Here is a 13,515-nt window from a genome sequence, read left to right as displayed (position 1 = left end):
ATGATAATTACTAAGCAAGTGATAGTGATAATAATACTAATCAAATTTAACTTAGGAGTGATCATGTCTAATCAAGGTTCAGGTGGTAATGTTTTAGCAGCAATATGTAGTTTTTTTATTGCGGGTTTAGGTCAATTAGTTCAAGGGAGGATCCTCGCAGCAATCCTGTTTTTCTTGTTAACTTGGGTTAACTACACATTAGCAGCGACAGGAATATTATTTTTTATGGCGATTCCTGGCATTACTTTTCATTTTTGGGCAATTATTGATGCTGCACGCTACCGAGGTAGGAGTTAATGAGAGGTATGACGATAAACGTATCGTTATTTTTTCTTTTGCTTTCAATAGTAGGCTGTCAGTCAGCCTACTATTCAGCAATGGAGAAAGTAGGGAAACATAAACGTGATATATTAATTGATCGTATTGAAAGCGCGACAGGCTCGCAAAAGGAAGCAAAAAAAGAATTTAAAAACGCGTTAGATCAATTTTCTGCATTAGTAAATTTTGATGGTGGCGAGCTACAGCAGCAATATGAAATAAGTAATGACCGTTATCAAATAAGTAAAGTTGCCGCTGACGATGTTACAGCACGCATTAATGCTATTGAGGATGTTGCGGAAGCTTTATTTAATGAATGGCATGATGAATTAGATCAATTCACCAATCAATCACTAAAACGACAAAGCCAATCTCGCTATAAAGAAACCCAAGGTCGCTATGCATCAGTCATTAAATCAATGCGGAATGCAGAAAGAAGAATGCAGCCTATTCTTAATGCACTTAAAGACAATATGCTTTATTTAAAACATAATCTGAATGCTCGAGCTATTGGTGAATTAAAAACCGAATATAAATTAATTAAGCAAGATGTTGAGCGATTGATTAATGATATGAATAGTTCAATTAACAAATCGCAAACATTCATAAAATCACTTAAGGCGACTTAATTAAATTAAGCCGCTGAATTAACGGTACCTTCATCACTAAATGATGTCAGATGGTAACTTAGCGAGTTAAGTTACCATCAATATTATTTTTTGTTACTGTTCTTTCCCTAGGCAAGGTCAATTAAAGCGTTTTGACATTCGCTCTAGAGTGGTTCAAAACTGAATGAGACAATATATCATCTTGCTCTTGGTTTTGATTGATGGAAGCAAGTAAACTAGAGAGCTCTTTTATTTGAGTGGGTCCAGCAATACCTTGTTCAAAAAGTTCACTCAAGTGTTGTAACATTTTTAGTTGCTCTGCAGACATCTTAGAATTCCTTTTCTCGTGTTAATAAGTAAAAATAAACAGTGCTTTTAGTTATGAAGCAGTGGCATGTTGATATTGACTGGGTGCTTTCATTGGTAGTCCTATTTCTCTGCCATCGTCGATGTATTCTTGATAAAGAATATTTAACTCTCTGCGCTCTATAAGGCTAGCGCTATCAGAAACTACTTTTTCAAATAAATCATTTAACTGTATTAATTTTTTTTGCTCCATCATAAGTTTTCTCCCTGCACTCATATTTTAGAAATTAGATTTATAAAATAAGCGTAACAGTAAAACAGATATTCACCAGTAAAATATAATGGATGACGTTGGCTATATAACTTTCAACCACTTACCTCTAAAATTATTTTTAATTTAAAAACAATAAGTTAGTGAACAAAAACAAACTTCACCTGCAGTTACTTATGCTATTTCCTATGTAAGCTTAAGACATCTCTTACAGCATATGACGTTTAAGCTTACTAAAATTTACTGACAAAAAAACCAGCCGAAGCTGGTTTTTATCAACCGTCTACATAAGAGGTTTATTTAGGACGAGTATCACGCTTACGTTCATTCTCTTTTAAAAGCTTTTTACGAATACGAATGCTTAATGGTGTTACTTCTACTAGCTCATCGTTATCAATAAATTCAAGTGCTTGCTCAAGTGACATAACGATAGGTGGTGTTAACGTTTGTGCTTCATCAGTACCTGATGAACGAACGTTAGTTAACTGCTTACCTTTAAGAGCGTTTACGGTTAAATCATTGTCACGACTATGAATACCAATAACTTGACCTTCATAAATATCAACTCCGTGTCCGATCAACATACGACCACGTGATTGCAAGTTGAATATTGCATTCGTTAATGCTTTACCCGTTGCATTACCGATCATTACACCATTTTTACGCTGGCCAATATCGCCACCCTTATGAGGTCCGTATTCAAAAAATGTATGATAGATTAAGCCAGAACCTGACGTTAATGTCATAAATTCAGTTTGGAAACCGATCAAACCACGACTTGGCATGATGAAGTCCATACGAATACGACCCGTTCCATCAGGTGCCATATCTGTTAATTCAGCTTTACGAACACCCATTCTTTCCATAATAGGTCCTTGATGTTGTTCTTCAACATCAATGGTTACGTTTTCGTAAGGTTCTTGTATTTGGCCGTCAATTTCACGAATAATAACTTCAGGGCGTGATACCGCTAACTCAAAGCCTTCACGACGCATGTTTTCAATTAAAATGCCTAAGTGAAGCTCACCACGACCTGAAACTTTAAATTTATCAGCATCAGGAAGTTGCTCAACACGTAAAGCAACGTTGTGAATTAATTCTTTGTCTAAACGGTCTTTGATGTTACGTGAAGTAACAAACTTACCTTCTTTACCACAAAATGGTGAAGTGTTTACTTGGAAAGTCATATTGATAGTAGGTTCATCAACAGATAACGCTGGTAAGCCTTCAACTTCTGTAGGGCAACAAACTGTATCTGATATTTTTAACTCGCCTAGACCCGTAATGGCAATAATATCGCCAGCAAAACCTTCAGCAATATCAAGACGCTCTAAACCTAAGTAACCAAATACTTTACCAACTTTAGCGTTATGAACCTTGCCAGTTGCTAATTTAATTGTCACTTGTTGGTTTGGTTTAACAGAACCACGAGTAATACGACCAACACCGATTACGCCTAAGTAAGAACTGTAATCAAGTTGAGAGATTTGCATTTGAAATGGACCATCTGGATCCGCTTCTGGCTGTGGCACTTCTTTAAGAATAGTATCAAATAAAGGAGTCATGTCAGTGCCGGTTACGCCCTCTTCGAGCGAAGCCCAACCATTTATTGCTGAAGCGTAAACAACTTTAAAGTCAAGCTGTTCATCAGTAGCGCCAAGGTTGTCAAACAATTCAAAAACTTGGTCCATAACCCAATCAGGGCGAGAGCCAGGCTTATCAACTTTATTGATAACAAGAATTGGCTTTAAACCTTGAGCAAACGCTTTTTTCGTTACGAAACGCGTTTGTGGCATAGGGCCTTCTTGTGCATCAACAATAAGTAACACCGAATCTACCATTGACATAACACGCTCAACTTCACCACCAAAATCAGCATGGCCAGGAGTATCTACGATGTTTACACGGTAACCGTTCCAGTTAATAGCCGTATTTTTAGCTAAGATTGTGATACCACGTTCTTTTTCGATATCATTCGAATCCATCGTACGCTCTTCAAGACCGCCGCGGGCATCAAGGGTACCTGATTGTTCTAATAATTTATCAACCAAAGTTGTTTTACCATGATCAACGTGGGCTATGATGGCAACATTACGTAATTTATCTAACACGGGTTTTACTCACTTCTTGCAAGACTTTTTCATCAAAAGAATATAGGGCTATAATTGGGCGCGAATTATACAGTAATGAATTCAACAAAGACAGCAACAAATATTTCAATGCTTATTAAAATCTCCATACACTAATTGTTACGCCCTGTTATACTCTTAAGCACCAAAAGCCAGCAAACGCACCACCTTGAAGCAATGGATGCACGCTAATGGTGCATGGCGTTATAGTTAGATAGCTTAACACCTTATATACAATGACTTTTTCTGTTGGCATGAATTTCGCTTTATGCCAATCATGCAATGTGCAAACGTATTTTATTTTAAAGACACTGGAGACTTTACATGTCACAAGCCGTATTAGATTTAATCAAAGACAACGACGTTAAATTTGTTGACCTACGTTTTACTGATTCAAAAGGTAAAGAGCAACACGTTTCAATTCCTCACCACCAAGTAAATGAAGATTTCTTCGAAGACGGCAAAATGTTTGATGGTTCATCTATTGAAGGTTGGAAGGGTATTAATGAATCTGACATGGTGATGATGCCTGACGCTGAGTCAGCAATTCTAGACCCTTTTACAGATGCAGTAACATTAAATATTCGTTGTGACATATTAGAGCCAAGCACAATGCAAGGTTACAGCCGTGACCCTCGTTCAGTCGCTAAACGCGCTGAAGAGTATTTACGTAGTACAGGTATTGCTGATACGGTATTAATTGGACCTGAGCCAGAGTTCTTCTTATTTGATGATGTGCGTTTTAGTACTGATATGAGTGGTTCTTTTTATAAAATTGATGATAAAGAAGCGGCTTGGAATTCAGGTACTGAATACGAAGAAGGCAATATGGGTCACCGTCCAGGCGTTAAAGGTGGTTACTTTCCAACATCCCCAGTAGATTCCTCACAAGATATACGTTCAGCCATGTGTTTAGTTATGGAAGAAATGGGCTTAGTTGTCGAAGCACATCACCATGAAGTAGCAACGGCTGGTCAAAACGAAATTGCATGTCGTTTCAATACGTTAGTAAAAAAAGCTGATGAAGTTCAAATTTATAAATATGTAGTACATAACGTTGCACATGCTTATGGTAAAACAGCGACTTTTATGCCAAAGCCTTTAGTAGGTGATAACGGTTCAGGTATGCACGTTCATCAATCTCTCGCGAAAGATGGTGTAAACTTATTCGCAGGCGATAAATACGGTGGTTTATCTGAGATGGCACTTTATTATATTGGCGGCATTATCAAGCATGCTAAAGCATTGAATGCTTTTACTAACCCAGCAACTAACTCTTACAAACGTTTAGTGCCACATTTTGAAGCGCCAGTAATGCTTGCATATTCAGCACGTAACCGTTCTGCATCGATTCGTATTCCAATTGTTCCATCACCAAAAGCAATGCGTATTGAAGCTCGCTTCCCTGATCCAGCAGCAAACCCTTATTTAGCTTTCACTGCATTACTAATGGCTGGCCTTGATGGTATTAAAAACAAAATTCATCCTGGTGATGCGATGGATAAAGATTTATACGACTTACCTGCAGAAGAGGCAGCAGCTATCCCACAAGTAGCAACATCGCTTGAAGATGCATTACAAAGTTTAGAAGCCGATTATGAGTTCTTAACGGCGGGTGGTGTTATGGATAAAGACATGATTGATGCCTACATTGCGATTAAACGTGGTGAATCACAACGTGTAAACATGACAACTCATCCATTAGAGTTTGAATTGTATTACAGTGTGTAACCTACATTAAGTGATTAAATAATAAAAAAGCTCACTTCGGTGAGCTTTTTTGTGGCAAAAGGGCCATTATTTATATAAGTTTAAGAGAGACATTTTTAAATTGAGCTAACTTTTTGCGCTATTCATTGTTGCTATTAATCTTAATCATCACATTACTCAGTAGTCATGTCTTTGCAGCGTCAACAAAAATTTATGTTTGGAGAAGTGATGATGGTGTTTTAGTTTTTTCTGATAGCCCTATACCTGGCGCTGAAGAAGTTGAAATTAGCGAACCTAATATAGGCTCTTCTGTTGATACCTCAATGCTTGATTTAACGCCAAAAGTTATAAAAAATGACTATCAAGTTGAAATAGAGCAACCTAAACAAAAGGCAACTATTAGGGACAACACTGGCTCAGTATATATAGCGGGAAGTATTAAACCTATATTTAAACAAGGCTTAAATATTCAATTATATTTGGACGACAGTCCTTATGGCCCTCCCCAGTCCCACTCTATGTTTGTACTGCGAAATATCGACCGTGGTGAACATATCATAAAAATGCAATTACTTAATGAAAAAGGCAAGGTAATTGCATTATCTAAATCTATAACGTTTTATATGCATAGAGCATCAGTAAATAACGCTAATTGATTAGTATTTAGTGCAACTTGCACCAAATATAATTACATTGATATTTTTCGCACTAAATGAGTGCAAAAGGTTTGTATGTCCAGTATCAGCACTAAAGATCAACAATTAAAACTTCATTATCAACAAAAACTGCCAAACCAGATGGTAACGGCACTCGTTGTGCTGGACAGTAAGTTGGCGATCCAATATGCTAATCCTGCAGCTGAAGCCCTCTTAATTAAGAGTTTCAACAAGCTATACAACTTACCAATTACCACGGTCTTCTATAATACCCCCATTAAAAAAGAGCGTTTAGAACAGCTTCTCACTTCTGGACAAGAATTTAGTGATAGTGATGTCACTATTGAATTTTTTGATCACAGCCGTATTACCGTAGAAATTACAGCTTCCTCTGTTGAATTTAGCAAACAGCCTCATATCATTTTAGAATTCAAACAAATTGACCAACAAAAAAAAATGAGCATAGAAGCCTTTCAGCACCAGCAGTGGGAGTCTTCTAGAGATTTGATACGAGGACTTGCTCATGAAATTAAGAATCCACTGGGTGGTCTTCGCGGTGCAGCTCAATTATTAAGTAAAGAACTGACGAAAGAACAACAAGAATATACTGAGATAATTATTGAACAAGCTGACCGCTTAACTAATTTAGTGGATAAGCTCTTAGGACCCAATCAATTACCTCAGATGGCAGAGCAAAATATTCATATTGTTTTGGAAAAAGTTTATAAGTTAATTAATTTTAATAACCCTAGAAATATTAAAATTATTCGGGATTACGACCCTTCAATTCCTGAGATAAGTTTTGACCAAGATAAATTACAGCAGGCTGTTTTAAATATTGTTAATAACGCCGTTCAAATTATTGATGAACATTGCAACATAACATTAAAAACAAGAGCCGCAAGTAATAAAACCATCAATGGCCGTCGCATAAAACTATGTGTTCAAATTAGTATTATTGATAATGGTCCCGGAATTCCAAAAAAAATTCAAGACACTTTGTTTTACCCTATGGTTTCTGCACGAGATAATGGTACCGGATTAGGTTTATCTATTTCACAAACATTAGTGCAGCAACATAAGGGAAAGCTTTCCTGTTATAGCCGACCTGGTCATACCGAGTTCCTAATTTTACTACCTTTACAAGAAGAGAATTATAATGAATGTTGAGCAAGTTTGGATAGTAGACGATGACAGCTCTATTCGCTGGGTATTAGAAAAAGCTTTATCCGGAGCAAGTATTTCAGTCGCTTCTTTTGAAAAACCAGAAGATTTACTTGTTGCACTTGAACATCAGCAACCTGAAGTTATTATTTCTGATATAAGAATGCCTAATATCGACGGTATGACGCTACTAAGTCGTATTAGTGAACAATTCCCTAATCTCCCAGTAATAATAATGACTGCTCATTCAGATCTAGACAGTGCTGTAAATGCGTATCAAGGGGGAGCTTTTGAATATCTACCAAAACCATTCGATACCGACGAAGCCATTTCACTTACAAGACGAGCGTTAACATATGCTCGAGAGCAAACAGCTAAACGTAAGCACTCGATAGCCGTACCTGATCCAGTGGGCATAATTGGGGCAGCACCCGCTATGCAAGAGGTATTTCGAGCCATTGGACGATTATCACGTTCGAGTATAAGCGTACTAATTAATGGCGAGTCAGGCACAGGGAAAGAATTAGTTGCTCATGCTCTTCATATTCACAGTCCGCGTTCAGATGCTCCATTTATTCCTTTAAATATGGCTGCAATACCAAAAGACTTAATCGAATCTGAATTATTTGGTCATGAAAAAGGCGCATTTACTGGCGCAAATGCGGTGCGTCAAGGTCGTTTTGAACAAGCACATAAAGGCACATTATTTTTAGATGAAATAGGCGATATGCCATTAGATATCCAAACCCGCTTATTACGTGTTTTAGCTGATGGCCAATTTTATCGGGTCGGTGGTCACTCACCGATTCAAGTTGATGTAAGAATAATTGCAGCAACGCACCAAAACCTGGAAGTTCAAGTGAGTAACGGAGATTTCCGCGAAGATTTGTTTCACCGTTTAAATGTTATAAGAATACAATTACCTAGTTTGCGTGAACGAAAAGAAGATATTGAACAGCTGATTAATCATTTTCTACACTTAGCCGCAAAAGAATTAGAAGTCGAACAAAAGACATTACAAAAATCAACCCTTAACTATTTACAGCAATGCCCGTGGCCTGGAAATGTTCGGCAACTTGAGAATATTTGTCGTTATTTGACAGTCATGGCGAGTGGTAAAGAAATTTTATTAGATGACCTTCCTAGCGAGCTCACAGAAAAAAAAGCACTATCTAACAACGCCAGCGAGGTTTCATCTTGGCCGGTTGCTTTACAAAAATGGGTTGACGAAGAATTAGTAAAGGGTAACAGTAATATTATAGAGTGTGCGTTACCAGAATTTGAGAGAATATTGTTGGAGCGAGCACTCCATTTTACTCAAGGAAGGAAGCAAGAAGCTGCTAAAAAGTTAGGATGGGGGAGAAACACGTTAACAAGGAAATTAAAAGAACTTAATATGTAAAAGATAGGTGAAAGTACCGTTAGGTGCTTTCACATGCTTCATTTATACAACGTTTGCAACTGTTACATAATTTCAAATTAATTAAATGAGCTGCAACAATAAGACTAGCACCCAACACAATAAAATAAGGTTGAATATCTTCAGAAAAGTCATGTTTTATCCAATAAATACCAACGCCTAAGAATAACAAGTAGAAAGGATAAATTTTTCTATGGTACTTTTTAAAGCCCGAAAATAACGCTACAGTACCTAGTATAGCTGTCATCATTAAAAAAATATGTTCCCATGCATGATCAGCTAAAAAGCTTAATCCTAATAAAGGGAGTGCAGGTAGTAAAATGGGCAATAGAATACAATGAAGAGCACAAAGCGAAGTTGCGGTTATTCCAATTCGATCAAGCACTGTATACTTCCCTTGGATTCAAATAGTGAGTAGATTTAAAAGCGGATAGTATCACAATTGATATAGTATCACAAAAATTTTTAAGCGTGATCGATTGGAAATGAAATAATTTGATCAATAGCGCTTTTATCTAGGGCTATCATCATCAGACGATCAATACCCAGCGCTACACCTGCACATTGAGGTAAACCATATTGCAGTGCATCAACAAAGTTTTTATCTATCTCTTTAATGGTTAGCCCTAAGCGTTTACGTTTTTGATTGTCCTGTTCAAACCTTTCAACTTGAGTATCCGCATCAGTTAATTCATTAAAGCCATTCGCTAACTCAATACCTTTAAAGTAACATTCAAATCGCTGTGCGACACGCATATCTTCAGTGCATTGCTTAGCTAATGAAGCTTGCGCTATTGGGAAGTTGTAGACAAAACACGGGCTAATCTTGCCAATATTTACTTCAATTATTTCTGAGAAAATAAATTGCAATAATAAGTCGCAATCATTCGAATCATATAACCAATCATCAGCTTTATCATATAACTTAATGACATTATACAACTCAGTAAAACTTGCTGTTAATGGGTCCACACTCACAAATTTAATAAATAATTCTTGATAAGATATTTTTTCAGATTGTGAACATTTTAAGACGGTAGTCAGTAACTCATCTACTTCTTTAATTAAGTCGTGTTGATCAAAACCTAAACGATACCATTCTAATAAAGTGAACTCAGGATTGTGATGACGCCCTGAATCCTCATGACGAAATGCTTTACAGATTTGGAAGATACAGCCATAACCTGAGGCAAGTAGTCGTTTCATATGAAATTCTGGAGAGGTTTGTAAATATAGCTGTTGAGATTGATTTATATCGCTGTTATTCAGATAGTTGTATTCGGTACTAAAGGCCTCAAGGTAAGGGTCTGTTACTGTTCCCATAGAGAGTGATGGCGTTTCAACTTCAATAACATTTTTATATTTAAAAAAATCTCTGATCTCATTAATAACATTCCCTCTAGACTTAGCTACTTCCCACTTCATTTACGTAAACTACTTAGAATAAAAAATTATAATTCTATAGAGTATATACGAAAAGCTAATCATCTGAGAAGTAGACAGATAACTATAAAAAATATCTAAAGCGAAATATTGAAAAGGATGGGAAGAACTCTTCAACGCTACCGTATATTTGTTAACGATTTACGCTCAACGTTCTTAATAATCAGGGAGTAACAAACCGCAAACATCTGCTAAGCGTATATTCAATTGGTACGTTGAATGTCCTCCACCGAGATAGGTATGTTAAATATAAATCCACTATCGTAGGCGCTACTCCTTTATAGTTAGAAAATATTTATAAATGCTTTGTATCAAATGCCAAAAACAAAAAAACGTTACGTTAATAACGGGTTTATGACATGTAGGGATATACGCATGTCACGTTACCAAGGTTTACAAAGAGCACTCTTGGACAATGACATCTGTTGTGCCACCCAGTTGCATCAGAACTACCAGTTATTATCATCTAACACTGCCCCTAGTAACATTTACTGTTACCACTGAATAACGTTAGGTTTACTATTCAGAAATTAAGTTCCCGTTGTTCCAAAGTGGAACTAATTATTTGATAGTGTCAGATTTTTGTCGTCAGCTAAAGGTCATATTGCTAAACTTATATAGTAACGAAAATTTTTTCATAATGGTTACAGCGATAACACTTCTTACCTAGTTCATTGCTGTAACCTTTAATCAAGTTAGTGTGACAGTGAAGGTATTAAGATTTCACCATTAAAAGCGGTTCCAGTTGGTTAATCAAATGTAGTGTTTGATCTTTATTTTACTGTATTGACAAATCTTCTTATCTTGCTAATCGGTTAGCGTAGACGATTTAGGTTTTAGTGATGAAATCAGGGGGTGCATCATGGCTGTCAAACCGAAAATCAGCTAACGAACTGACTACAAGAGGCTTCATGGAGCATAGCCAATGAAAAATAAAAAACGTCTTTAATGTCAGGTTATTTTACACTTCTAACTGACTTTTATTAGCGATTTTATATGTCATTGAAGTTTAGCTATATTAATGTGTTGGCATGTGTTTCCCCCTTGGCTGGATATCATAAAGTGATGACGTTTTGCTTTTTAACATTTCCGTTCGAATAACAGTATTGTTGAAGAATAAAAAAGGAATATCAATAAAATCTAAATTTTTAAGCTCCATGCGCGCTGGCATCGCACTCACTCTTAGTAACCAATCAGCAATAGCAGCACTAATTCCCTTAGATTACAAAGGACAGGTTATTCAGTATACAACAAGTATCTGCGAGATATTCTCGCCAGGAGCAAGCGGGGATTATTAAAGCTTAACACAAGGGGGAGCTCGCGCAGTTAAAGACGGCTGTCTACTCCTAACTGCAGGGCAGATGCTCTTCATTGCTTTTGGTGGCAAAGGTATAAACGGTAATAAGAGTGGGCCGATGGTAATTAATCCGGTGGTGGTGGTGGCCGTTTTGTTCCTTTAAATTCAGGCACCACTTTTGATCCTTTAGTTATCAGCGGAGGTGGAGGTAACTACAGCTCTAGTGGATTGGGTCAAGATGCAAATTTAGGCACCTACGGTGATTCAGGGAATTGGTGTTTTAGGGATAATGACCCCAGTATTGGCAGAGTAAATGGCAATGGTGGTGAATATGCCAACTGTAGAAAAAACGAATCTCCACAGAGGAACACTGCCGGTGGTGGTGGTTTCCTCACGAACGGGGGTAGCTGTGGACAGTCCTTCCTCAATGAGCTTGCAGGGGCACTAACTATTATCAGAATGGGATAGCCAGATTTGGTGGCGGTTATAGTGGTGGCGGCTTTTTAGCACTAATGTCGCTTTACAACCCAGTGAATTTACCCTATTGGAGGCACTGGACACCGTGGTAATGGCTACGTAACACTTGAAATAATATAGGACACTGTGCCCTGTGACAGAACAGACCACGCTTGTTATATTAGGGCTAGGGCTTGCTGGTCTTTTATTGTCACGCCGTAATAAATCGTAAATATAGCCTACAAAAAAGCCTGCTAGCGTCTAGGATTTTTTATTCCTGTACGTTGGGAAAAATTTCTAATGAGCAAATAATTAACGTAAGGTTCCCACTAATTAACATCCGCTTATATGCCCTAGTTTAGAGCCCCTTATATGTATTTCCGAAAAGTAGCATAAATGATTGTTAAACCAATTTCCCAATCAGTTTAGTTTTTAGCACTAATCTCAGAATTTTTTTACAGTCAGCAAAGTGGTAAATAAAGAGCTTAGAACAATTAACACAGGTAGCTTTTCTTTCTTCAAAGCTAACATTAAGTGAGTGCATAAAGTGGAAGTAACGATATAAAAAGCTGAATGGCTGTTTAGCCGTCGAACGTTGTCATTAACAGCGCCTCAATATAATGATAAAAATTAGTATTATTTAGATTACATTACCCAAGTTTATTCAATAAACTAATCTGTTACGAATGTGTTTATCATATCCACTATGAATGATCCCCATTCACCATTATAAATTTATTACTTTTAAAGATTCCTGAATTTTACCCACAATACCCTATGTTATCTAACTTTATTAGAAAGAAGGTGATAGTAAATTAGTTAATACAAATCTGGACTAACGGTGTGTACTAAAAGTTTTAAAAGTTATCGAGATATTCTAGGTAACCCTTTCTATTTTATATACCAAATCCAATTGCCAGTAATTATCAATAGCTACTGTTTTGTCACTTAGTTGGTGTGATCAACTGAAAAGCTTAATGCGATGAGCCAACATTCTTTCATATCAAACCTGTTATCACTTCTGTCACAGGATGAACGGTTAATCTTTTTATTGATCTAATCTTCTAATGGCACAAAACGACTGAAAAATACTCCCATGATTTATTCTTGCTAATTACTGTAAATTTGGCAAAAGTGTGCATTAGCAGTTATCAATTTATCCAGAGGTAACAGCCTTAGTAAGGCCGAAATATCGTGGCACAGTTAAATGTAATTGGTTTGCTTAGGTAAATGCAATTAGCCGGCACTGATGCTAGAGATTTTTCCCCCGTAATGGGAAGCGGAGAATGCCCAACGCTCACATCAGCATGTCGAACATAGATCACAATAATTTTGTTATTAATGCATGCTGTCTACGGCTCTTATATTTTTTGAACGCAGAAAGCAAAAAACCCGTTACGCTAGTAACGGGTTTTATAAATAGGCGCCTAGCAATGTCCTACTCTCACATGGGAACTCCCACACTACCATCGGCGCTAACACGTTTCACTTCTGAGTTCGGAATGGGATCAGGTGGTACCATGTTGCTATTGTCGCTAGACAAAAATTTTAATATCAAAGATATAATTTAATTTATACTTATAAAAATATAAAGTAAATTAGAACCTTGGAACAAAAAGCCCGACTCTTTCGAATCGGGCTTCTCTTAATAGGCGCCTAGCAATGTCCTACTCTCACATGGGAACTCCCACACTACCATCGGCGCTACTGCGTTTCACTTCTGAGTTCGGAATGGGA

Annotated in this window: 12 protein-coding genes and 1 rRNA gene; 7 read left to right on the top strand and 6 right to left on the bottom strand. The window is 37.0% G+C overall.

Going from position 1 to position 13,515, the window contains the following annotated elements; all coding sequences use genetic code 11:
• Window positions 1–63 precede the first annotated feature (63 nt).
• The gene (locus tag H4J52_RS07260; RefSeq protein ID WP_182177614.1) at window positions 64–297 is read left to right on the top strand and encodes a hypothetical protein; all 234 of its coding nucleotides are present in this window, start codon (window positions 64–66) and stop codon (window positions 295–297) included.
• An 8-nt stretch (window positions 298–305) separates the two neighbouring features.
• A complete protein-coding gene (locus H4J52_RS07255) occupies window positions 306–947 on the top strand; it encodes a DUF2959 domain-containing protein (protein WP_404851973.1) in 642 nt (213 codons plus the stop codon).
• A gap of 121 nt (window positions 948–1,068) precedes the next feature.
• On the opposite strand, the gene H4J52_RS07250 is transcribed toward H4J52_RS07255, so the two are convergent.
• The 3 genes from H4J52_RS07250 to typA all read right to left on the bottom strand — a co-directional run bounded on the left by H4J52_RS07250 (window position 1,069) and on the right by typA (window position 3,614).
• Window positions 1,069–1,254 carry a hypothetical protein gene (locus tag H4J52_RS07250; RefSeq protein ID WP_182177618.1) on the bottom strand — a complete coding sequence of 62 codons (186 nt, stop codon included), beginning with the start codon at window positions 1,252–1,254 and terminating at the stop codon, window positions 1,069–1,071.
• Between the two features lie 51 nt (window positions 1,255–1,305).
• Entirely contained in the window at window positions 1,306–1,488 is a 183-nt protein-coding gene (locus H4J52_RS07245) for a hypothetical protein (RefSeq protein ID WP_182177620.1), read from the bottom strand.
• 311 nt (window positions 1,489–1,799) lie between these two features.
• Window positions 1,800–3,614 (bottom strand): translational GTPase TypA, encoded by a 1,815-nt coding sequence (typA, locus tag H4J52_RS07240; RefSeq protein WP_182177622.1) that lies wholly within the window; start codon window positions 3,612–3,614, stop codon window positions 1,800–1,802.
• 342 nt (window positions 3,615–3,956) lie between these two features.
• Between typA and glnA the strand changes: the two genes are divergently transcribed.
• The 4 genes from glnA to glnG all read left to right on the top strand — a co-directional run bounded on the left by glnA (window position 3,957) and on the right by glnG (window position 8,564).
• Window positions 3,957–5,363 carry a glutamate--ammonia ligase gene (gene glnA, locus H4J52_RS07235; protein WP_182177624.1) on the top strand — a complete coding sequence of 469 codons (1,407 nt, stop codon included), beginning with the start codon at window positions 3,957–3,959 and terminating at the stop codon, window positions 5,361–5,363.
• A 113-nt stretch (window positions 5,364–5,476) separates the two neighbouring features.
• On the top strand, window positions 5,477–5,998 hold the full coding sequence (locus H4J52_RS07230) for a DUF4124 domain-containing protein (RefSeq protein WP_259367834.1): 522 nt from the start codon (window positions 5,477–5,479) through the stop codon (window positions 5,996–5,998).
• 75 nt (window positions 5,999–6,073) lie between these two features.
• The gene (gene glnL, locus H4J52_RS07225; RefSeq protein WP_182177626.1) at window positions 6,074–7,168 is read left to right on the top strand and encodes a nitrogen regulation protein NR(II); all 1,095 of its coding nucleotides are present in this window, start codon (window positions 6,074–6,076) and stop codon (window positions 7,166–7,168) included.
• Entirely contained in the window at window positions 7,158–8,564 is a 1,407-nt protein-coding gene (glnG, locus tag H4J52_RS07220) for a nitrogen regulation protein NR(I) (protein ID WP_182177628.1), read from the top strand. The genes glnL and glnG overlap by 11 nt, the downstream gene beginning before the upstream one ends.
• A 19-nt stretch (window positions 8,565–8,583) precedes the next feature.
• Here glnG and H4J52_RS07215 read toward each other — a convergent pair whose 3' ends face one another.
• On the bottom strand, window positions 8,584–8,967 hold the full coding sequence (locus H4J52_RS07215) for a MerC domain-containing protein (protein ID WP_182177630.1): 384 nt from the start codon (window positions 8,965–8,967) through the stop codon (window positions 8,584–8,586).
• A gap of 80 nt (window positions 8,968–9,047) precedes the next feature.
• Window positions 9,048–10,007, bottom strand: coding sequence for an elongation factor P--(R)-beta-lysine ligase (epmA, locus tag H4J52_RS07210; protein ID WP_182177631.1), 960 nt, complete (start codon window positions 10,005–10,007; stop codon window positions 9,048–9,050).
• Window positions 10,008–11,550: 1,543 nt separating this feature from the next.
• Here epmA and H4J52_RS07205 point away from each other — a divergent pair.
• On the top strand, window positions 11,551–11,790 hold the full coding sequence (locus H4J52_RS07205) for a hypothetical protein (protein ID WP_182224429.1): 240 nt from the start codon (window positions 11,551–11,553) through the stop codon (window positions 11,788–11,790).
• Between the two features lie 1,413 nt (window positions 11,791–13,203).
• Here the strand turns inward: H4J52_RS07205 and rrf are convergent.
• Window positions 13,204–13,318: ribosomal RNA gene (gene rrf, locus H4J52_RS07200) — 5S ribosomal RNA — on the bottom strand.
• Between the last annotated feature and the right edge of the window lie 197 nt (window positions 13,319–13,515).

It is taken from the genome of Colwellia sp. MB02u-14, assembly GCF_014076915.1.
In the GTDB taxonomy this organism is placed as follows: domain Bacteria; phylum Pseudomonadota; class Gammaproteobacteria; order Enterobacterales; family Alteromonadaceae; genus Colwellia_A.
The sequence above is the reverse complement of the archived record's forward strand: the minus strand, read 5'-3'. Positions and strand labels throughout refer to the sequence as shown.

Bases quoted from the DNA above. Each gene is read 5' to 3' on its own strand.
- H4J52_RS07260 (WP_182177614.1), top strand. From the start codon at position 64: ATGTCTAATCAAGGTTCAGGTGGTAATGTTTTAGCAGCAATATGTAGT.
- H4J52_RS07255 (WP_404851973.1), top strand. From the start codon at position 306: ATGACGATAAACGTATCGTTATTTTTTCTTTTGCTTTCAATAGTAGGC.
- H4J52_RS07250 (WP_182177618.1), bottom strand. From the start codon at position 1,254: ATGTCTGCAGAGCAACTAAAAATGTTACAACACTTGAGTGAACTTTTT.
- H4J52_RS07245 (WP_182177620.1), bottom strand. From the start codon at position 1,488: ATGATGGAGCAAAAAAAATTAATACAGTTAAATGATTTATTTGAAAAA.
- glnA (WP_182177624.1), top strand. From the start codon at position 3,957: ATGTCACAAGCCGTATTAGATTTAATCAAAGACAACGACGTTAAATTT.
- glnL (WP_182177626.1), top strand. From the start codon at position 6,074: ATGTCCAGTATCAGCACTAAAGATCAACAATTAAAACTTCATTATCAA.
- glnG (WP_182177628.1), top strand. From the start codon at position 7,158: ATGAATGTTGAGCAAGTTTGGATAGTAGACGATGACAGCTCTATTCGC.
- epmA (WP_182177631.1), bottom strand. From the start codon at position 10,007: ATGAAGTGGGAAGTAGCTAAGTCTAGAGGGAATGTTATTAATGAGATC.